Origin of the sequence: Suttonella indologenes, from assembly GCF_900460215.1 — a bacterium.
Taxonomy (GTDB): Bacteria; Pseudomonadota; Gammaproteobacteria; order Cardiobacteriales; family Cardiobacteriaceae; genus Suttonella; species Suttonella indologenes.
The window spans coordinates 18,253-37,014 of the sequence record NZ_UHIA01000003.1 but is presented as its reverse complement, the minus strand read 5'-3'; the positions used below and the strand labels follow the sequence as shown (position 1 = coordinate 37,014).

20 protein-coding genes and 5 tRNA genes are annotated in these 18,762 nt (G+C 48.7%); 15 read left to right on the top strand and 10 right to left on the bottom strand.

All coding sequences use genetic code 11. The features are described from left to right. The first annotated feature begins 32 nt into the window (after positions 1–32). The 8 genes from DYC63_RS13290 to DYC63_RS00590 all read left to right on the top strand — a co-directional run bounded on the left by DYC63_RS13290 (position 33) and on the right by DYC63_RS00590 (position 3,890). Positions 33–440: a methylated-DNA--[protein]-cysteine S-methyltransferase gene (locus DYC63_RS13290; RefSeq protein ID WP_342769715.1), complete on the top strand. Its 408-nt coding sequence runs from the start codon at positions 33–35 to the stop codon at positions 438–440. Between the two features lie 6 nt (positions 441–446). After that, entirely contained in the window at positions 447–683 is a 237-nt protein-coding gene (locus tag DYC63_RS00620; RefSeq protein ID WP_115217456.1) for a hypothetical protein, read from the top strand. Positions 684–865: 182 nt separating this feature from the next. Further along, complete coding sequence (locus DYC63_RS00615; RefSeq protein WP_115217455.1) at positions 866–1,600, top strand: LOG family protein; 735 nt, start codon at positions 866–868, stop codon at positions 1,598–1,600. 3 nt (positions 1,601–1,603) lie between these two features. Then, complete coding sequence (locus DYC63_RS00610) at positions 1,604–2,122, top strand: TRAP transporter small permease subunit (protein ID WP_115217454.1); 519 nt, start codon at positions 1,604–1,606, stop codon at positions 2,120–2,122. A 1-nt stretch (position 2,123) separates the two neighbouring features. After that, entirely contained in the window at positions 2,124–3,518 is a 1,395-nt protein-coding gene (locus tag DYC63_RS00605; RefSeq protein WP_115217453.1) for a TRAP transporter large permease, read from the top strand. An 88-nt stretch (positions 3,519–3,606) separates the two neighbouring features. Beyond that, positions 3,607–3,683: transfer RNA gene (locus DYC63_RS00600), tRNA-Pro, on the top strand. 21 nt (positions 3,684–3,704) lie between these two features. Beyond that, positions 3,705–3,781, top strand: a tRNA-Arg gene (locus DYC63_RS00595). Between the two features lie 32 nt (positions 3,782–3,813). After that, positions 3,814–3,890, top strand: a tRNA-His gene (locus tag DYC63_RS00590). 489 nt (positions 3,891–4,379) lie between these two features. Here the strand turns inward: DYC63_RS00590 and DYC63_RS00585 are convergent. The 4 genes from DYC63_RS00585 to DYC63_RS00570 form a co-directional block, all read right to left on the bottom strand. After that, positions 4,380–4,454: transfer RNA gene (locus DYC63_RS00585), tRNA-Lys, on the bottom strand. A 23-nt stretch (positions 4,455–4,477) separates the two neighbouring features. Continuing rightward, positions 4,478–4,552, bottom strand: a tRNA-Lys gene (locus DYC63_RS00580). A 93-nt stretch (positions 4,553–4,645) separates the two neighbouring features. Next, the gene (locus DYC63_RS00575) at positions 4,646–5,521 is read right to left on the bottom strand and encodes an NUDIX hydrolase (protein WP_115217452.1); all 876 of its coding nucleotides are present in this window, start codon (positions 5,519–5,521) and stop codon (positions 4,646–4,648) included. Positions 5,522–5,523: 2 nt separating this feature from the next. After that, positions 5,524–5,997 carry a flavin reductase family protein gene (locus DYC63_RS00570; RefSeq protein ID WP_172459347.1) on the bottom strand — a complete coding sequence of 158 codons (474 nt, stop codon included), beginning with the start codon at positions 5,995–5,997 and terminating at the stop codon, positions 5,524–5,526. A gap of 244 nt (positions 5,998–6,241) precedes the next feature. On the opposite strand from DYC63_RS00570, the gene DYC63_RS00565 reads away from it, so the two are divergent. Further along, positions 6,242–7,624, top strand: a complete 1,383-nt coding sequence (locus DYC63_RS00565; RefSeq protein WP_115217450.1) for a GntP family permease — start codon at positions 6,242–6,244, stop codon at positions 7,622–7,624. A 12-nt stretch (positions 7,625–7,636) separates the two neighbouring features. Then, positions 7,637–8,791 (top strand): glycerate kinase, encoded by a 1,155-nt coding sequence (locus DYC63_RS00560; RefSeq protein WP_115217449.1) that lies wholly within the window; start codon positions 7,637–7,639, stop codon positions 8,789–8,791. A 192-nt stretch (positions 8,792–8,983) separates the two neighbouring features. Here the strand turns inward: DYC63_RS00560 and DYC63_RS00555 are convergent, their stop codons facing one another. Together DYC63_RS00555 and DYC63_RS00550 are read right to left on the bottom strand one after the other, a co-directional pair. Then, positions 8,984–9,541, bottom strand: a complete 558-nt coding sequence (locus tag DYC63_RS00555) for a copper chaperone PCu(A)C (protein WP_115217448.1) — start codon at positions 9,539–9,541, stop codon at positions 8,984–8,986. After that, positions 9,538–10,020, bottom strand: coding sequence for a TlpA family protein disulfide reductase (locus tag DYC63_RS00550; protein WP_115217447.1), 483 nt, complete (start codon positions 10,018–10,020; stop codon positions 9,538–9,540). Before DYC63_RS00550 ends, DYC63_RS00555 begins: the two co-directional genes overlap by 4 nt. 224 nt (positions 10,021–10,244) lie before the next feature. Between DYC63_RS00550 and DYC63_RS00545 the strand changes: the two genes are divergently transcribed. Beyond that, a complete protein-coding gene (locus DYC63_RS00545) occupies positions 10,245–10,463 on the top strand; it encodes a hypothetical protein (RefSeq protein WP_115217446.1) in 219 nt (72 codons plus the stop codon). Positions 10,464–10,643: 180 nt separating this feature from the next. On the opposite strand, the gene dnaQ is transcribed toward DYC63_RS00545, so the two are convergent. Both dnaQ and DYC63_RS00535 read right to left on the bottom strand, forming a co-directional pair. Beyond that, positions 10,644–11,342 carry a DNA polymerase III subunit epsilon gene (dnaQ, locus tag DYC63_RS00540; RefSeq protein WP_115217445.1) on the bottom strand — a complete coding sequence of 233 codons (699 nt, stop codon included), beginning with the start codon at positions 11,340–11,342 and terminating at the stop codon, positions 10,644–10,646. 9 nt (positions 11,343–11,351) lie between these two features. Then, positions 11,352–12,530, bottom strand: a complete 1,179-nt coding sequence (locus DYC63_RS00535; protein WP_115217444.1) for a sugar transporter — start codon at positions 12,528–12,530, stop codon at positions 11,352–11,354. Positions 12,531–12,637: 107 nt separating this feature from the next. Here DYC63_RS00535 and recD point away from each other — a divergent pair, with 107 nt between their 5' ends. From recD to DYC63_RS00525, 3 genes are all read left to right on the top strand, one after another. Next, on the top strand, positions 12,638–14,236 hold the full coding sequence (gene recD, locus DYC63_RS00530; protein ID WP_115217443.1) for an exodeoxyribonuclease V subunit alpha: 1,599 nt from the start codon (positions 12,638–12,640) through the stop codon (positions 14,234–14,236). Between the two features lie 62 nt (positions 14,237–14,298). Then, the gene (locus DYC63_RS13285; protein WP_281267753.1) at positions 14,299–14,427 is read left to right on the top strand and encodes a hypothetical protein; all 129 of its coding nucleotides are present in this window, start codon (positions 14,299–14,301) and stop codon (positions 14,425–14,427) included. 20 nt (positions 14,428–14,447) lie between these two features. Next, positions 14,448–14,639 carry a YgaP family membrane protein gene (locus DYC63_RS00525; protein ID WP_115217442.1) on the top strand — a complete coding sequence of 64 codons (192 nt, stop codon included), beginning with the start codon at positions 14,448–14,450 and terminating at the stop codon, positions 14,637–14,639. A 46-nt stretch (positions 14,640–14,685) separates the two neighbouring features. Here the strand turns inward: DYC63_RS00525 and DYC63_RS00520 are convergent, their stop codons facing one another. Next, positions 14,686–15,720: a 2,3-butanediol dehydrogenase gene (locus DYC63_RS00520; protein WP_115218023.1), complete on the bottom strand. Its 1,035-nt coding sequence runs from the start codon at positions 15,718–15,720 to the stop codon at positions 14,686–14,688. Between the two features lie 111 nt (positions 15,721–15,831). After that, positions 15,832–17,571, bottom strand: a complete 1,740-nt coding sequence (locus DYC63_RS00515) for a DUF4153 domain-containing protein (protein ID WP_115217441.1) — start codon at positions 17,569–17,571, stop codon at positions 15,832–15,834. Between the two features lie 214 nt (positions 17,572–17,785). Here DYC63_RS00515 and DYC63_RS00510 point away from each other — a divergent pair, with 214 nt between their 5' ends. After that, positions 17,786–18,715: an AEC family transporter gene (locus DYC63_RS00510; protein WP_115217440.1), complete on the top strand. Its 930-nt coding sequence runs from the start codon at positions 17,786–17,788 to the stop codon at positions 18,713–18,715. Positions 18,716–18,762: the final 47 nt, after the last annotated feature.

Sequence of the window (18,762 nt, the reverse complement as noted above, 5' to 3'; positions counted from 1 at the left end):
TGGTCTATGCGGATTTTATCGACAAGCCGAAAATGCGGCAATCGATTGAAGAAACATTAGAAAAATATTATCAATGCCGGCTGCGGGTAGGGCAGACTCCGCTCTTGCAGGAAACGCAATCGCAGCTTGAGGATTATTTTTGCGGCAAATTGCGCGCATTTCGCCTATCATTAGCGCCGCCGGGCACCGTCTTTCAGCGCACCGTTTGGGACTTGCTAAAGCAGATTCCTTACGGCGAAACATGGACTTATAGCCAACAGGCGGCGCTTTACGGCAAGCCTTCGGCGCTGCGCGCAGTCGCGGCGGCAAACGGAAAAAATCCGCTTTCGATTATCGTACCCTGTCATCGCGTGATTGGGAAAAACGGCGCATTGACGGGCTATTCGGGCGGATTGGAACGTAAGGCTTTTTTATTGGATTTGGAACAACGCTTTAAGTGAGGCAATATGCAAACGGACGATTTTGAAGATTTTGACGACTTCGATGCTTACGAAGAAGCAGATTTTGATGAAGACTATGAAGACGAGGACTACGAAGAGGAAGTGCAGGAACTCGGCGGCGACAGTCTGAACTGGGGCGGCTTTTCTGACGATAGCGACGATGAAGGCGGCTGGTATTATGATGATGAAGACAGCGACGACGAATTCGGCGAAGAACAAGGCTATTCCTATGATGAGGAATAATGTAAGACAAAGCTTCAACGCCACATAAAATCATTAGGCTTTTAATAAAGCCGTCTTTTACTCATAACGCGGCAAAAACGCCGCGTTTTTTCTACCCGATATTTAGCCAAATCTCTCTCATGAAATACTTGAGATAAATGCGAAAAGTCGGCAGAATAGCGAACTTTTTACGCAGATTTATCATGGAAATAAAACATCGTATTCCGCCAAAGCCCTTGCATGGGGAAGGGAATGAGCAGCTCTCGAGAGAATCGTGGAAAGTATTTCAAATCATGTCGGAATTTGTCGATGGGTTTGAACGTTTATCGGTCATCACCCCTTCGGTCAGCATTTTCGGCTCGGCACGCCTGCGTCCGGATAATCCTTATTATCAATTAACGGAAGACATCGGCAAACGTTTGTCCGATGCCGGTTTTTCCGTCGTTTCCGGCGGCGGCCCGGGAATTATGGAGGCGGCAAACAAAGGCGCTTATCAAGGGGCGCATGGCTTGTCGGTGGGCTTGAATATTGAATTGCCGCATGAGCAAAAAGGTAATCCTTATCAGGATATTTCAATGAAATACCGCTATTTTTTCGCCCGTAAAGCCATGTTTGTCAAATATTGCAATGCCTATATCGTCCTTCCCGGCGGCTTCGGTACGCTGGATGAACTGGCGGAAATCCTGACCCTGATTCAAACCGGTAAAAGCCGCAAAATTCCCGTGATTTTGGTCGGCAGCAAATTTTGGCAGGGATTATTGGACTGGCTGCGCGAGCAATTGCTCGGCATGGGCTTAATCGCCGCGCAAGATTTGGATTTGATGACGGTGGTCGATGATGCCGACGGCGCGTTGAAAATCATCGAAGATTTCTATCAAGACCGCTCTTATGCCCATACTGCCGCCGCAGAACCTCGCACGAATCTGAAAGAGGGGTAAATTATGCAGCAAATTATTCGTCTGATTGACGGCTTGAGCATCGCCGTGGGCAAAATCTGCGCTTGGCTGACCTTAGCCATGGTATTGCTTACGACCTATTTGGTCGTGATGCGCTATGTTTTTAATATGACCTCGATTGCCCTGCAAGAATTGGTCATGTATATGCATGCCAGCGTCTTTATGCTAGGTGCCGCCTATGCCCTGCAAAGCGATCAGCATGTGCGGGTCGATGTGCTGTACCGCACACTATCCTCACGCAAACGCGCGCTGCTGAATATTATCGGCACCATTTTGTTTTTATTCCCTTTTACTGCCTTGATTACCTATTACGGCTGGAATTATGCCGCCAGTGCGTGGAAATACCGCGAAGCCTCCACCCAACCGGGCGGCTTGCCCTATGTGTATTTGCTCAAATCTCTGCTGCCGGCTTTCGCCATTATGATGTTTATGCAAGGCATTGCAGAATTACTGCGCAATATTCTGATATTAATAGGCAAATGGCATATCACGGAGGAACAGTAAAATGGAATGGCTTGCAATTGTCATGTTTGTAGCATTGGGAATGGCGCTCTTAATGGGCTATCCCGTTGCCTTGTCTTTAGCAGGGGTTGCCCTGATTTTCGCGGGCATGGCGCCGCTCTTCGATGTGGATATGAGTGTTTTGCCGATGATTACCAATCGCTTGTTCGGCGGCGTGATGACCAATGAAACCCTGATTTCCGTGCCTACCTTCGTTTTTATGGGGCTGACCCTGCAAAAAGCGAAAATTGCCGAAGATTTGCTAAGTATGATGACGCTCTTATTCGGCGGCATGCGCGGCGGTTTGGCATTTACCGTCACCATTGTCGGCGCACTATTAGCCGCTGCCACCGGCATTGTCGGCGCAACAGTGGTAACCATGACCTTACTTTCCCTGCCCGTCATGCTTAAAAACGGCTACGACCCGAAACTCTCTACCGGCGTGATTTGCGCCTCCGGCACTTTGGGGCAAATCATTCCGCCGTCTATCGTGTTGATTGTCTTAGGTGATGTGGTAGGCAATGCCTATAGCGAATCGCAAATGAAAATGGGTAATTTCGCTCCCGATACCGTCTCCGTCAGCGATTTATTTGCCGGTGCGGTCGTGCCGGGCTTGTGCATTGTCGGTTTGTATTTATTGTACATATTCATCCGCACGCTGATTACGCCGAACGACTTGCCCCTGCCTGATAAATCAGAACGCGCCCAATTGCGCGGCAAACACTTCTATTTGCGCCTCTTATTTGTGCTGCTACCGCCTTTGGCTTTGATTCTCTGCGTATTAGGTTCTATTTTGATGGGACTTGCCACGCCGACCGAAGCCGCCAGCATCGGCGCATTCGGCGCATTAGTCATTGCCTTTGTCCGCTATTTGGTCGATAGAAAAAACGGCGTACCGAGCTCTCTGCGCTGGTTGATTGACGTACCGCGCGAAACCTTGCAAATCAGCGCTATGGTCTTTTTAATCATGATTGGTGCTTCATTATTTTCATTGGTATTTCGTGCCTATGGCGGCGATTTGCTGATTGAGCATTGGCTGTCTAATCTCCCCGGCGGCAAAATCGGCGCGATTTTTGTGGTGATGTTTGTGATTTTTGTGCTGGGCTTTGTTTTAGACTATTTTGAAATCGTCTTTATCGTTATCCCCATTGTGGCGCCGATTCTCTTCCAAATGGACGTGGATCCCGTATGGTTTGCGATTATGGTGGCGATTAACCTGCAAACCAGCTTCCTCACGCCGCCTTTCGGCTTTGCCCTCTTCTTCCTGCGCGGCGTTGCGCCGATAAGCGTGAAAACCGCCGATATTTACAAAGGCGTGATTCCTTTTATCGCCTTGCAGCTGCTGATGCTCGTGATTCTGGCATTTGTGCCGCAAATGGTGCGCTGGGTATCTTTTTAAAACATAGAGATAGAAAAATATTTGCAGATAGCGAAAAAAAATATTGACGCATTTGGTGCGCATCTATAAAATGCGCACTTCTTTGAAACGGAGTATAGCGCAGTTTGGTAGCGCATCTGGTTTGGGACCAGGGGGTCGGGGGTTCGAATCCCTCTACTCCGACCATCAAAGAATGCTTTATCTTATGTGCCCGTAGCTCAACTGGATAGAGCAACGGCCTTCTAAGCCGTAGGTTGCAGGTTCGAGCCCTGCCGGGTGCGCCAGCAAATCGGTGAAGAACCACAATACATCAATGGTGGATATAGTTCAGTTGGTTAGAACGCTGGATTGTGATTCCGGAGGTCGTGGGTTCGAGTCCCATTATCCACCCCATTTATGAATGCCCCTTTAGGGGTTTTTCTATTTCTGTCTTAAAAATTCTTTACATCATCTGATCATTCCTGCGGTTTATTTTGAGATGTTTGTATGGTCGATTAATCGCAATAATAAGGTCTTAATTCGTTTTACATCTTTTGTAATCCCGTCTTTGTATGTCGGAGAGGTAGAAAAGTGGTATAAGGCGGCAGGCCGCAGGCAGCACAGAGCATACGGCGTTGGCTCGCCTTGCCGTACGCTCTTGTACTGTCTGCGGCTCGCCGCCTTGTACTACTTTTTCACTTCTCCGACTATATTCATGCGTTTGAAATTTATGCTTGATAAGCAGCCTAATGAAATGAGAAATAAGTTTAGGCAATGCTGCCGTTTTTTTGCAGGATTAATCGAGGAATAAGAAGAGATGAGAGAGGGATTTTGTCTTGAAGATAATAAGATACTCAGATTGCTGAGGCAAATTTTTATGCAAATTGCTAAAGGAATAAAAAATGGTGGGTCGTGAAGGATTCGAACCTTCGACCAATTGGTTAAAAGCCAACTGCTCTACCACTGAGCTAACGACCCCCTAAGAAAGGAGATAATAAAGATGGTGGGTCGTGAAGGATTCGAACCTTCGACCAATTGGTTAAAAGCCAACTGCTCTACCACTGAGCTAACGACCCATCAAAAAATGGAAGCGCGAATTATAGCGGAATTTTTCAGCCTTGCAAGTCTTTGCGGCGAAAAATTCCGCGGAATTATTTAATTTTCGGTTTTTATACGGGAAAATTTTCTCCGAAATGGTCTTGTGCGCGCAGGAGGTGGCAGATGCTTTGATAATGCGCTTCGTCGGGCGTGATGAGCTGATGGCGGATGGCGCAATCGATGATTGCCAGCGCGGAATTGTATTTGATGGAATGATTGTCTTGGCGCAGCATGGCGATGATTTCGCTCAGCGGATAGCAGAAGAATTCCGCAACTTCGCCGTCGCTATTGCTGGGGATAAAATCTGCTGGCAGCCATAAGTCGTAGAAAAACATCATATCGGCACGGATGCCGTTTGCCACTTCATGATAATAGCTGCCCATACCGACGGCGCGGGCTTGGGCGCTGAGGGCAGCGGGAATATTGGCTTCTTCGGCGCATTCTTTCTGCATATTGGCAAAGACACTGATGCCATAAGGTAGTCCGCCGGCGGCGATTTGATCCAATTTGTTCGGTGAGGTGGGTTTATCGGCGGCGCGCTTACCCAGCCACATATAGATGCCGTCCGTTTTCTGCACCAGTCCGTTGACATGCACGCCATAGCCGCGTGCGCCGAATAAGGGCATGGCGGCACGTTCGACTAAGGCAAGCGGGAGCTGTTGGTAATCGATGGCGATGGGATAAAGCTCGTCGCGCCAGCCTTGCACAATGCCGTCTTTTGCCATTTGTCGGCAGATATCGGCAAGAAAAGCTGTGTTGGCGGCGCAATCGCCTTGGCTTTGCCAATGCAATGCCTCGCCTTGGGCGTGCAGATGAAAGCCGTAATCGGCAAGCAGGCTTTTCTGTGTGCGGCGGATGAGTCCGACGCGCTGTCCAGCGATATACAGGGCTTGATAATCCGCCGCGCGTGCGTTATTGGCGGCGTGCAGGCAGTCGATGAGCGCCATGCTTAGACGCCGTCGCTGATGTTGCTGTTGTAATACAACAGCGGTGCGCGTTCCGGATAGACGGCGCTTTCCTCGACCAAACCGACGAAGATGTCATGATCACCTTGTCGGATGATGTTTTGGATATTAATGAGCAAATTGGCTTGAGCTTGCTTGAGCATGGGCAGGGCAAGGGCATTGTTATGATGTAGATGGGCTTCTAAGTGGTTGCGGTCGCCGCCGGCAAATTGGTAGGCGAGGGCGGTTTGTCCTGCGGCGAGAATATTCACGCAGACATGTTGCTGCTGACTGAGCTCCGGGTAAATATGCGCCTGATGATCCACACAAAACAAGACCAAAGGCGGATTGAGCGAGAGGGAGGAAAAGGCGCTGACGGTAATGCCTTGGATAGGCGCGGCGGTGGTTTTCCATGTGATGACGGTAATGCCGCTGGCGAAGAGGCGCATAGCGGCTTTAAAGACTTCATTATCAATCATGTGCTTGTCCTTAAGAAAAAAGGGCATTTTAGCGGAATTCGGCTCAGGGAAAAATTATCCTTTGTTTTTTATCAGTCGGGATGATTTTATTTTTGATTGGGTGTTTTGTTTTAACAGTCTGAAGTTAAATAATATTTTTACAATAGTTTTGTTTGAAAAATAGCATACAATGCTAGGGCGTTTGCGCCGGCATGATAGGTTTGCGGCAAATGTTTTCAGCAAAAAAATATATAGAGGAGTTTGTATGACAGGTATCGGATTGATTGTGTGTTTTGTCATCGCGGTTGCTTTGATGATTTTTATGATTGCCAAATGGCGCGTGCATCCTTTTTTAGCCTTAATGGCGGTGTCCTTGGCTTTGGCTTTGGTGGCGAATCTGCCTTTGGCGAGCATTCCAGGCATTATCGGCGACGGTTTCAGCGCGATTTTCAAAAGCATCGGCATTGTGATTATTTTCGGAGCGATTATCGGCACGGTCTTGGAGAAGACAGGCGCCGCTTTGAAATTGGCCGATATGGTGGTGCGGCGTGTAGGCGAGAAGCGGCCTGAATTGGCGATGTTGCTGATGGGTTGGATTGTGGGGATTCCCGTTTTTTGCGACAGCGGTTTTGTGGTCTTAAATCCTATCCGCGAGGCGATTCGTAAAAAATTACTCGCGCATCCTGCGGCTTTGGCAGTGGCGCTGAGCGCAGGTTTGTATGCCGCTCATGTATTTATTCCGCCGACGCCCGGTCCGATTGCGGCAGCGGCTTCCGTCGGTTTGGAAGGCAATTTGCTGTTAGTAATCGGCGTGGGCATTCTGGTTTCTCTGCCGGTTTTATTAGCCAGTTATCTGTTTGCCAAATATATTAGCAAGCAGATGTCGCTTGCAGAGCAAGAGCAGGCAAGCGATGTCGAGGTGCAGCAAAGCTATGAAGATTTATTGCGGCATTACGGACGCTTGCCAAATGTCCTGCTTAGTCTTGCCCCGATTGTTTTGCCGATTTTCTTTATGGCTTTGAGTTCTGTGGTCAAAATTGCGGGCTTTAGCGGCGGATTTGCGCAATTGTGCTTATTTTTGGGCAGTCCGGTGATTGCTTTGGCTATCGGCGTATCGGCGGCGATTGTGCTGTTGGCGGATACGGGCAAAATGCCGCAATTTAATCAATTGACAAACGATACGTTGCAGATGGTCGGTCCGATTTTGCTGATTACGGCGGCGGGCGGCGTATTGGGCAATGTGATTACGCAAGCGGGTTTTGTGCAATATATCAAGGAAAATGCACAAAATTTAAGCAGCGTCGGCATTTTCTTTCCCTTCTTGATTTCCGCCATTTTGAAAACCGCCCAAGGCAGTTCGACGGTAGCCATTATTACTACCGCTTCCATTATGGGCATGTTCCATGCGGATGACTCGATGATGACCGCCTTAGGCTTAAATACGGAAATGGCGGCGGCATTGACCGTGATGGCGATTGCATCCGGAGCGATGTGCATATCCCATGCCAATGACAGCTATTTCTGGGTCGTGACGAATTTTTCCAAACTCACGCCGCAGCAGGGTTATCGCACGCAAACCGCTCTAACTTTTATCATGGGCATCACAGGCATATTGAGCGTTTATGTATTATCTTTGCTGCTGCTTTAAGAGGAGAAAATTATGAAAATAGTGATAGCGCCCGATTCTTTTAAAGAAAGTTTGACCGCCTTGGCGGTTGCCGAGGCGATTGGCGAAGGGTTTCGGCGCATTTTGCCGCAGGCGCAATATCGACTGGTACCGATGGCTGACGGCGGCGAAGGTTTGGTGCAGTCGATTGTCGATGCTACGCAGGGCGAGAAATTCAGCACGCAAGTCACCGCGCCTTTGGGCAATAAGGTTTCCGCTTCTTGGGGCATGACGGGCGACGGACAAAGTGCCGTGATTGAAATGGCGGAAGCCTCCGGCTTGCATTTGGTGCCGACGGACAAACGCAATCCGCTGATAAGCACCAGCTACGGTACCGGCGAGCTGATTAGCACCGCATTGGATAAGGGATTGCGCCGCATTATTTTAGGCATCGGCGGCAGCGCGACCAATGACGGCGGCGTGGGCATGTTGCAGGCTTTAGGAGCGAAATTTGTCGATAAGACGGGAAAATCCCTGTCTTTTGGCGGCGCGGCATTGGCTGATTTGGCGCAGATTGATATGAGCGGGCTGGATCCGCGCCTGCAGGAAACGCGGATTGAAGTGGCTTGCGATGTGGATAATCCTTTGTGCGGGGAGCATGGCGCTTCTGCGGTTTTCGGTGCGCAAAAAGGGGCGACAAAGGCGGATATTCAAAGGCTTGATGCCGCCTTGCGTCATTTTGCCGAACAGGTGCAAGCTCAGCTGGGCATAGACATTCAAACGCCGAAAGGCGCCGGCGCAGCAGGCGGCATGGGCGGTGGTCTAATGTTATTGCCGCAGGTGCGTTTGCGTTCAGGGGTACAAATGGTGATTGAAGCGGTGGATTTGGCGGCGGCAATCGCGGATGCGGATATCGTCGTTACAGGCGAAGGGCGTATGGACGGACAAAGCGTGCACGGCAAGACGCCTATCGGTGTGGCGAAACTTGCCAAATCCGCCGGCAAACCGGTTATTGCTATCGTCGGCAGTCTGCGCGAGGATTATCCTGCGGTATATGAAGCCGGCATAGATGCGGTCTTTCCGATTATCCGCCAAATAAACAGCTTGGAAAATACCTTGCAAGCAGGGCGCGAGAATTTGATTTCTACTGCGGAAAATGTGGCGCGTTTATGGCAGATTGCAGGGAAAAATGCGCTTAGAGCCGATTAAGATAGCCATGATAGAGTCTCGGCTTGTTTTATAGTTTCTTCAGATTAAAATGAGGCAATAAAAATTTCCAACATATTGAAATATATTTCAATATGTTGCTTTAAGGCATGTCATTTTAATCTGAAGAAACTATAATCGCTGAATGAAGGGTATTTGAAAAAAGCCGATATCGCAGGATATCGGCTGTAGATCTTAATGTTTGTGTACGGCGGGAGCGGCTTTGTCGCCATGCTCGTGATCGTGTTTGTCGCTATGTCCATGATGATCATGATGATGGGCATGCGCGCTTTCTACTTTGGTTTCAAAAAGCGCCATGACTTCGGAGACACTCAGCACTTTTGCCTCGCATTCTAAGACTTCGCCGTCATCTAGACCGAGTTTTACCGTGTGCGTTGAGCCGATTGTGGGAAATTTGTCTTCGGCGACATTCATGAGCATGAGATGGAAACTGCCTTTTTTAAAGCGGTTTTCGCCTTCTTCTAAGGGATATTCCGTGATTTGCTGCATTTGCATGACATTGTCTTTCATAATCATTTCGTGCAATTCGACAGTTTTCGTGATGCTGGGAATTTCCGCTTTGACGATTTTCTGCTCTTTGCCGCTGTGTTGCAGCAGGAAGCCGCCGCCGGTCATGTTTTTACCCGGAATGATTTCTTGGATGTAGCATTCGCTGAGTTGGTTGCTGGCGGTGTCTGCGGCTTGGGCGGCAAAGGGTAGGGCTAATGCAAGGGCAAGAGCGAGTTTTTTCATGGATTTTCTCCTGTTTGACAAGTGATGAAATCGGTAATGCTGTCGGTTTCTTTTAAGATACCGTTTTTAGTGGCGATGACTTCGCCGTCGCGGATAATGGCGGTATAAGGAAGTCCTACCGCTTTGAAGCGGCTAAGTAATTCCGTATCTGCGCTGCTGTGCGGCTCGAGGTGCTGAATATTCAGGTCTTTAAATAGAGCGGCGGAAGCTTCTTCGCCGTCATTGAGATTAAGGGCAAATACGTTTAATGCTGCGGGTTTTTCTGCGAGATAAGCATCGAGTAGCGGCAGTTCTTCGCGGCAGGGCGCACACCACAATGCCCAGAGGTTGAATAAGACGTAGCCTTCGGGCATTTTGCTGTCGCTGATTGCTGCGGCAAAGGGATCGACTGCGCTAAAGCCTTCAGGTAGAGGGCAGTCTTTGGCAAAGGCGGGCAGGGCGGCAGAGAGGACAGCAATGAGGGCTAAACGTAAATACATAACTTCTCCTTTTGTTAGGTTAATATAATCAAGTTTTTTGACTTTGTAAATAGATATTCCTTAAATCCAAACAAATCTTCTTAATCGCCTAATGTCGGGCGGAAAAGCTAACTATGAGTCGTGTGGATGAATAGAGACTATACAGAATTTTTTTATAGATTGACTTGATATAACTCATGCGGCAAAAGGGCGTATAATCTTGCCTTTTAGCGAAGGAGAAAGCGATGAAAACTTGTTTTTTATCAGGCTTGTGTCTATTGGTTTTGAGTGCTTGCCAGCAAGCGCCGCAGTTGCAAGGCAGGGCGGAGTTTGCGCCGGTAGGTCAGCCGCCGCGCATTTCGCAGGGCAATCATGTGGGGATTAGCAATGAGGACGGCGAAACGCGGGTCTATGGCAGCATCGGCGTAGAAGCGCAGCATCAGGACGGATCTTGGTTGCAATAATCAGCTTATTGTTTTTACGGATAATATATAGTCTCTTCAGATTAAAATGATACGCCTTAAAACAACATATTGAAATATTTTCAATATGTTGAAAATTTTTATTGTCTCATTTTAATCTGAAGAAGCTATAAATGCTAAAAGATGCGAAAGCCGCCGTTAATGGGCGGCTTTTTTGTGTGATTAACGGCGCAGGCTGTCTATAATAGCTTGATGTGCTGAGATTTCTTCTTCGCTGGCTTGAGCGGCGAGCCATGTAAATGCACCGTTTGCCGGCTGTGCCGTATTATGGCTTGTACTTTTTTTGTGTTGCGCTCTGGTTTCTTGCGGCGCGCCGAAGAGGGCGGATTGTCTGCTGGTGAGTTTGAGATAGACTTCAAGCAGCAGTTCGCTGTCGAGCAGGGCGCCGTGTTTTTCGCGTCCGCTGTTGTCGATGTTAAAGCGTTTGCATAGGGCGTCGAGGTTGACGCGCTGCCCCGGAAATTCTTTTCTGGCGAGGACGAGTGTGTCGATAATATTGAATTTGTCTTCAATGCGGTAGCCGCGTCGGGCAAGGGCGAGTTCGCGGTTGAGGAATTGGCAGTCAAAACTAGCATTGTGGGCGATGAGGTCGTCCGCACCGTCTAAAAAGGCTTCGATTTCCTCCCATTTGTCGCCGATGAGCGGTTCTTTGGCAAGGCGTTTGTTGTCCAAGCCGTGTACGGCAACGGCTTCAGGATCAACTTTTTGTTCCGGATTGAAGTAGAGATGCAAGGTTTTACCTGTGGGGCGGCGGTCGATGATTTCGATGCAGCCGAGTTCGATAATGCGGTGTCCTTCGGCTTTGTCGGCGCTGCTTTTGTTCATGCCGGTGGTTTCGGTGTCAAAGATGATTTGGCGCATGGTCTTCCTTTAGCGATAAAGATGGCGGCTGAGGCGGTTTAGCCACAAGGTAAGGGCGAAGGCGGTAAGTACGAATACCGCACCGGTGTAGCCGATGCTGTTTAGCCCGAAGCTGCTGGCGGCAATTTGGCTGCCGATGAGCGCGCCGCCGCCGATGCCGAGGTTGAAAATGCCCGAGTAGATGGCGCTGGCGACATCAGTGGCGTCGGGAGCGAGTTTTAAGACGCGGATTTGTAAGCAGAGTATGACGCCCATTTCGGCAATACCCCAGATGAGCAGCAGAATAATCCATAGGGTTTTGCTGGCGCGAATGGGCGCGAAGAGCAGCATCATGGCGGTGCTGATGAAGAGACAGAGCGGCAGATAATGCTGTTTGAGCGGCGGTTGGAAGCGGTTGAATACCAGACTGCCGATGATGCCGGCAATGCCGAACCAGAGCAAAATCAGCGTAGTATGGCTGGACGAGAAGCCGCCGATTTTCAGGGCAAAGGGTTCGATGTAGCTGTAGGCGGTGAAATGTCCGCTGACGAAAATCACGGTAACGGCAAACAGGCAGAGCAGGGCGGGGCGGCGGATGAGGCTGCTTAAACTGCTTAAATCACCCGAGTTTTTACTCGGCAGCTGCGGCAGTATGCGCCACAGGCTAATCATAATCAGGCTGGCAATAACGGCGATGATGGCAAAGGTCATGCGCCAGCCGAAGAATTGTCCGATGAGGCGTCCCAACGGTAAGCCTAAGACGGTGGCAAGGGATACGCCCATAGCAAAGAGCCCGATGGCTTGGGTTTTGCGGCTGCGCGGGGCGACGCGCATGACCAAAGCTGCGGTAATCGCCCAAAAGACGCTATGGGCAAAGGCGATGCCCATGCGCCCGATCATCAGCACGGGGAAATTCCAAGCAATCACGCAGATAATATGACTGGTGATAAAAATCGCGAATAGTATCAGCAGCAATTTGCGCCGCTCGATATGGGCGGTAAGCAGCATAAATGGCAGGGAGCAGAGGGCGACAATCCAAGCGTAGAGCGTAATCATGATGCCGGTTTGTTCGGCGCTCATGGCAAAACTTTTGCCGATATCGGTCAGCAGGGCGACGGGGATAAATTCGGTGGTGTTAAAAATAAAGCCCGACATGGACAAAATGAAGACGCGCCACATGGCGATGCGGTTAATGGCTTGGAAGTTCATAGAAGTAATGGCAAATCGGCAAGTGCGGTGATAAAGCGTGCTATGCTAACCTGCAATCACAGGCGCGTAAAGCAGCGCTGCTATTTTCTTTTGGAATAAGGGTTGAAATGAAAGCAGAAGCGGAAATCGACGGAGCAATGGCGGATTATTGGTTGCGCCGTTTTGGGAGTGAAGCGGAAAAGGCGGCGTTTGCAGAAGCCTTTACGGCGGTGCAAAGCGCTTTGGCGGTAGGACATACGCTGCTGGAGCTGAGTGAATTGACAGAACCTGCTATCAATCATTCGCTCCTAATCGGCGATGTGCGGCAGGGGCAATATGCAGCGCCTTTGCTAAGCGACGGCGAGTATTTGTGGCTTAACCGCATTTATCAGTCGGAACAGGCGCTTGCCAAGGATATTTTGACGCGTTTGGCAGCCCGTCCCGCCCCTTTGGATTTGGATGAGACGACGATTGCCGCCTATTGCCAGTCTTTGAATCAAGAGCAAAGTCAGGCGGTACGTCAAGCATTAAGTCATGGTTTTACAATGATTAACGGTGGTCCGGGGACGGGGAAAACTTCCACGGTGGCGCAATTGGTGGCTTTATTGGCGGCAGCAGGGCAGACAGAACGTCTGGCGCTTGCCGCGCCTACGGGCAAGGCGGCGAAACGTATGGAAGAAGCCTTGAACAAATCTTTGAAAGAAGCCGGTGCGAAAATCGAGATTGCCGCCGCGCAAACTCTGCACCGCCTGCTTGGGATTAACGGCGAAGGGAAGGCCTATTATCATCGCGAGAATCCTTTGCCGCATCGCGTGATTATTATTGACGAAGCCTCGATGCTGTCGCTGGAATTGGCGGCGCAATTGTTTGCGGCGGTAGCGGCGGATGCGCGTCTGATTTTATTGGGCGATGCCGATCAATTGGCGGCGGTGGAGGCGGGGGCGGTCTTGCAAGATTTATCGCGTCATCCGCGTTTGCAAGATGCTTTGGTGACCTTGAAAGAAAACTACCGTTTCGGCACGCAATCCGGTATCGGACAATTAGCGCAGCTAGTCTTGCAAGGCGATGCCGCGGTGGAAAAATTGGCGGCTTGCTTTGCCCATTATGACAATATTCATCATTATGAATTGGAAAGCGATATTTATCAGCAATTGGCGCAGGGCTATGCTCCGTATTTTGCCGCCTTAAATGCAGGCGCGACGGCGCAAACCTTATTGAGCACATTTGATGAATACCGCATTTTGCTTGCCTCGCATCACGGCGTATTGGGTACGGCGGAAATCAACCGCCGCCTGCGTCATATCCATTTGCAACAAGTTAATCTCGCCTATCGCGGCGGACATTTTCACGGTTTACCGCTGATGATTACTGCCAATGACTACCGCAATGAAGTCTTTAACGGCGATATCGGACTATGTTTGGAAGACGAAAACGGACGCCTGCGCCTGCATTTGCCGCACAAGCAAGTGCTGATTGAACGCCTTAACCCTGCGCATTTGCAGGAAGCCTATGCGCTGACCATTCACAAATCGCAGGGTTCGGAATTTAGACATGTGGCATTGGTATTGGCGGCAGGGCAGCAAGACAAATTATTAAGCCGTGAATTGCTTTATACGGGAATTACGCGCGCCAAAGAGCAATTATCTCTGTACGCCCCAACCGCGACTTTGCAGGCCGCCATCCGACAGCCTACGCAGCGCAGCACGGGATTGGAGAGATTTTTATAAGTCGATGCAAAAATATAGCTGACATAAATACTAGAAAAGCCTAAATTAGAAACGGTGAAAGTATGGCTGAATTAGAAAAGTTTTCTTTTGAGCAGCAGAGCGAACAAGCGGCGGAATTTCTCAAAACCTTGAGCAATGCGCACCGTTTGCAAGTCCTGTGTTTATTGGCGCGTATGCCGTGGAATGGTTAATTCATATCTGGAGAATCCTTATGCCTTGTAATCTTGGAAAAATGGAACGTATTGCACGCGGCATTTTAGGTTTGTTGCTGGTGGTTTTAGCGGCAACAGGTACGATTGGCTGGTGGGGCTATTTAGGGGCGATTTTTATCGCTACCGCCGCCATCAGCTTTTGCCCGATATGGTGCTTGCTAGGAATTTCTACCTGCAAGAAAAGCGATTGAAAATGCAATAAAAAACGCCGCATTTTGCGGCGTTTTTTAGATGTTTTTATTTAGGAGAAACTAATATTTTTACCTGATTTTTTTCTTTCACTAAAGCTTCGAATCCTTCATTGACTAAATCAGCCAATTGGATTTTTTTAGTTACAAGGACATCTTTTGAGAAATAGCCTTTTTCCATGAGTTTTAATACGGCAGGAAAAACTTCACGATAGGCAATGATACCTCTTACTGTTTTTTCTTTAATCACGATTTCATTAGGATGAATACTGGCTTCTTGTTCCCAAATACTGACAATGACTGCCATACCGTCATTTTTTACAGCTTCGATTGATTGCTGTAATACCGCCGGTACGCCTGTAACTTCAAATGAAACATCACAGCCACCATTAGTTTTGTCTTTAATAGTTTTGAGTACGTCATCTTTTTGAGGATCAAGAACAATAGCGCCTAATTCTTTAGCTTTAGCTTGACGTTCCGCAGAGAGTTCGACAGCATAAATTTCTGAAGCGCCTGCTGCCCGCAAGGCTTCAATAACTAGCAAACCGATGGGTCCACAACCAAATACCGCAGCAGTTTCGCCGGCTTTAATTTTGCTTTGATGCACGGCATATAAGGCAACTGCTGCGGGTTCGGTTAATGCAGCTTGTTCAAAATCGATGCTTTCCGGTAATTGATGTACCAATTGCGCATCTACTACACAAAATTCGGCAAAACCGCCGTCAGCAGCAAGCCCTACAAAACCTAAATTAGGATCAAGATTATACTGCCCCACTAAACCGTTTTCCGCCAAAATGGGTTCTACGGTAATACGATCACCTACCCTGAGATGATGTACGTCCGAGCCAACTTCGACAATTTCACCAGAAAATTCATGCCCCATGATCAGTGGTGCTTGTTGTCCAGAATAAGGATGAGGTTTATCGACCGGAATAAAAATCGGACCGCCAAGATATTCATGTAAATCACTACCGCAAATGCCTGTATATTTAACGGCAATTTTAACTTGGTGTGCTTTCGGACTAGGAATATCGACTTCTTCAATCCGAATATCGCCTTTACCATACCAACGTGCTGCTTTCATTGTCATGAGGTATTCTCCTTCTATATGATGTTGCCAATTACAACATTGGAATAGTATTTTTTTTCAAATAGCTGCGTCAAATAAAAACAATGTCGATTTCTTCATGAAATATTATTCTACTTTTATTTCAATAAGCGGCATTTCCAAGTGGATTTGCTCTTCGCCTTCGCCGATGAGAATGTTATGGTATTCGTAACGCGGCGGGCGGTAATCTAGCGGCGCTTGTGCAAATTGCGCAATGGTAGCGGCGCTATTTGCCTCATCATAAAAATACAGATGGTTTTCTTCCAATCGCTCTTCCTCTGTCTCTGTGTTTGAGATGAGGCGGTAATGATAGAAGTATGAACCGCTATTCTTCGGCAGTACCAGCCATTCGGGGGTGGCGGGATTTTGGTCGGCATCGACTACGCGGATGATAAATAGGGCGGCATCGGGATCTTCGCTGTTCAATACGCGCTGCAAGTCTTCTTCGTCGCTGTGCCATAAATGATTGAGCAGGGATTCGCGCAGACTGTCGGGCAGCGGCATATCTGCCGGTATGCGGTGGAAATAGCGGTCGATATCCGCCGGCAGACGCTGTTTCCAGAGCTCGTAATTCATGCTGTCTATTTTGATACCATGCTCGCCTTCTATATTATCAATTTGATAATGGGCGGCCAGTTTCTTCAATGCGGCTTCACCCGCTTCGCCGTATTGTTTGAAGAAATAGCGGTCTTCTTTCAATAATTGTTCGGCGTTTTTGCGTCCGTCTAAATAGCGCGCCGTTTGGCTTTCTAATGTCCATTGCGGCAGCGGCAGGAAGATAAAGATGATCAAAGCAACGGTCATGATGCCGAGCGTGTAGGTGCATAGGCGGTCGCTGATGGCTTTACCGCTGGATAAGGCTTTGATGCCGATACCGATAAAGCCGATAAAAAGCAGTAGGGCAAGGCATAGAATGCTTAAGCGGCTTTCCGTGATGCCTTGGCTGTGCAAACGCAGTCCGATACCGTATAAACTCATGGCAACCAGTATCAAACCGACGGCAGCTGTCAGCGTATTCAGCAGTATCTGCGGTTTTTTGAGATCATGTGCAATGACGGCGAGCAACCATAAAAAGGCGGCGGTGCTCAGACGCATGCCGCTGTCGATATTGATATCGAGGCGCAGCAGGGAAATGGCGAGATAAATGCCGATAAATGCCAAGGCAATCCATTGGAAAATAAACAGATAGGGGAAAGGATAGGGACGTGCTTGCACCGGAATCAACAATAAGAAAGCGGGAATGCTGCCCAGTGTTAAGCCGATGATGGTAAAAATCGCTGCCGAACTCAAGGACAGACCGAGCAAATACAGCAATCCGAAACCCAGCCCCAATACAATTGCAAACAGCAGCGCAAATATCGTCAGCAAAAAGGCACTGCTGAAATAGCGGTTAAAGACAATCAGCAAATTGCTGTCGAGACTAAAAGCATTGCGTCGGCTGAGGCGGACAATGCCTAAATAAATCAGCAGTTGGCAGACGATGGAGTGGCAGAACATCAGCAGGAAGAGGTAAGCCTCCGACTGCCCTGTGCCGAAAAAAGCCTTCCAATGGGTTTTCTGCCACAGCATCAGGCAAAAAACGAGGGTAATAATCCCCGTAATCAGCTTCCATAGACGCTTGCTTTGTTCGCTCTGCCATAATTGCGCCCAATTCAGTGCCAAAGCGACATAGGCATTGCAGAAAATAAACATCAAATTGCTGATCAGCCCGAATGTCGTTCCCCATTCGGATTTGTGATCAAGCCAATACATACAAAGCAGATAAAGCGCCAGTATCGGTGCGAATAACAGGCTGATAAAGGGGATTTTTTGCCGTACGACGTTCATGGTTTCTCCTGAAAAAGCGGCTTCAAAAAAGATATGTTGAAACCATATTAGCAGATATTCTCATTTATTATAGTTTCTTCAGATTAAAATGAGACAATAAAGAATGCATCCCAAATCGCCTGCCAAGTCTGTTTTTCCCTGCGCCGCTTGCGCACTATACATTCGCCCTCAAGCGGCGTATAAAGGCAGCTTTGCATAATTCAGAGAACAGGCGATGTTAAAAATTATAAGCACCTTGATGCCCATGTTTATGGTGATAGCTTTGGGCTATGTTTTAGCGGCAAGCAGATTTATCAATGCCGAGCATTTGCAGGGATTTGGGCGCTTGGTCATAGCGGTGGCGCTGCCGATGATGATTTTCAAAACATTGTCTTCTTATTCATTAAGCGAAATTTTTATCGCGCCCTATTTATTCGGCTACAGCGCGGCGACGCTCTGCGTCTTCGCCCTGAGTGCGGGGTTTGCCCTATGGCGCAGGCAGACCACTGTCGGGGCTTTGGTAGACGGTATGGCAAGCGCCTATTCAAACAGCGTTTTTGTCGGCTATCCCTTGGGCTTGGCGGTCTTGGGCAGCGGGCCGGCAGGGATTTATTTATCGCTGAATGTTTTAATTGAAATGATGCTCTTGGTGCCGCTGTTTTTGTCTTTGATGGAATATGTGCAAGCCGCGCAGGTGGGCGGAAAGCCGAAGCTTTTTCATATGTTTATCAATATCTTGAAAAAACCGCTGATATTAGCTCTATTGTTGGGACTGCTTTTTTCCGCCTGCCGCTGGCAATTGCCTTTGCCGGTATTCAAAGCGATTGAGATTTTGGCGGACGCGGCTTCGCCTTTGGCGCTGCTGATTATCGGCGGCAGCTTATATGGTCTGCGTTTGCAAGGCAGTGTGCCCGATATTATTCAGATTACCGCGGTAAAAATTCTGCTGATGCCGCCGGCTTGTGCGGGATTTGTCGCTTTGTTCGGCGGCAGCCGCGAAATGATTTTCGCCGGCGCTTTATTGGGCGGTCTGCCTTTGGCAAACGCCGGCGCGATTTTATGCCAGCAATACGGACATATGAATCGCGGCACGGCATCCATGCTGCTGTCCACGATATTTTCCACCCTGACTTTGTCACTGATTTTTATGTTCTATAACACTTAAATTTCCATCAACATTCTGCAATAGGGCAAAACACCGCTTGATTTTGT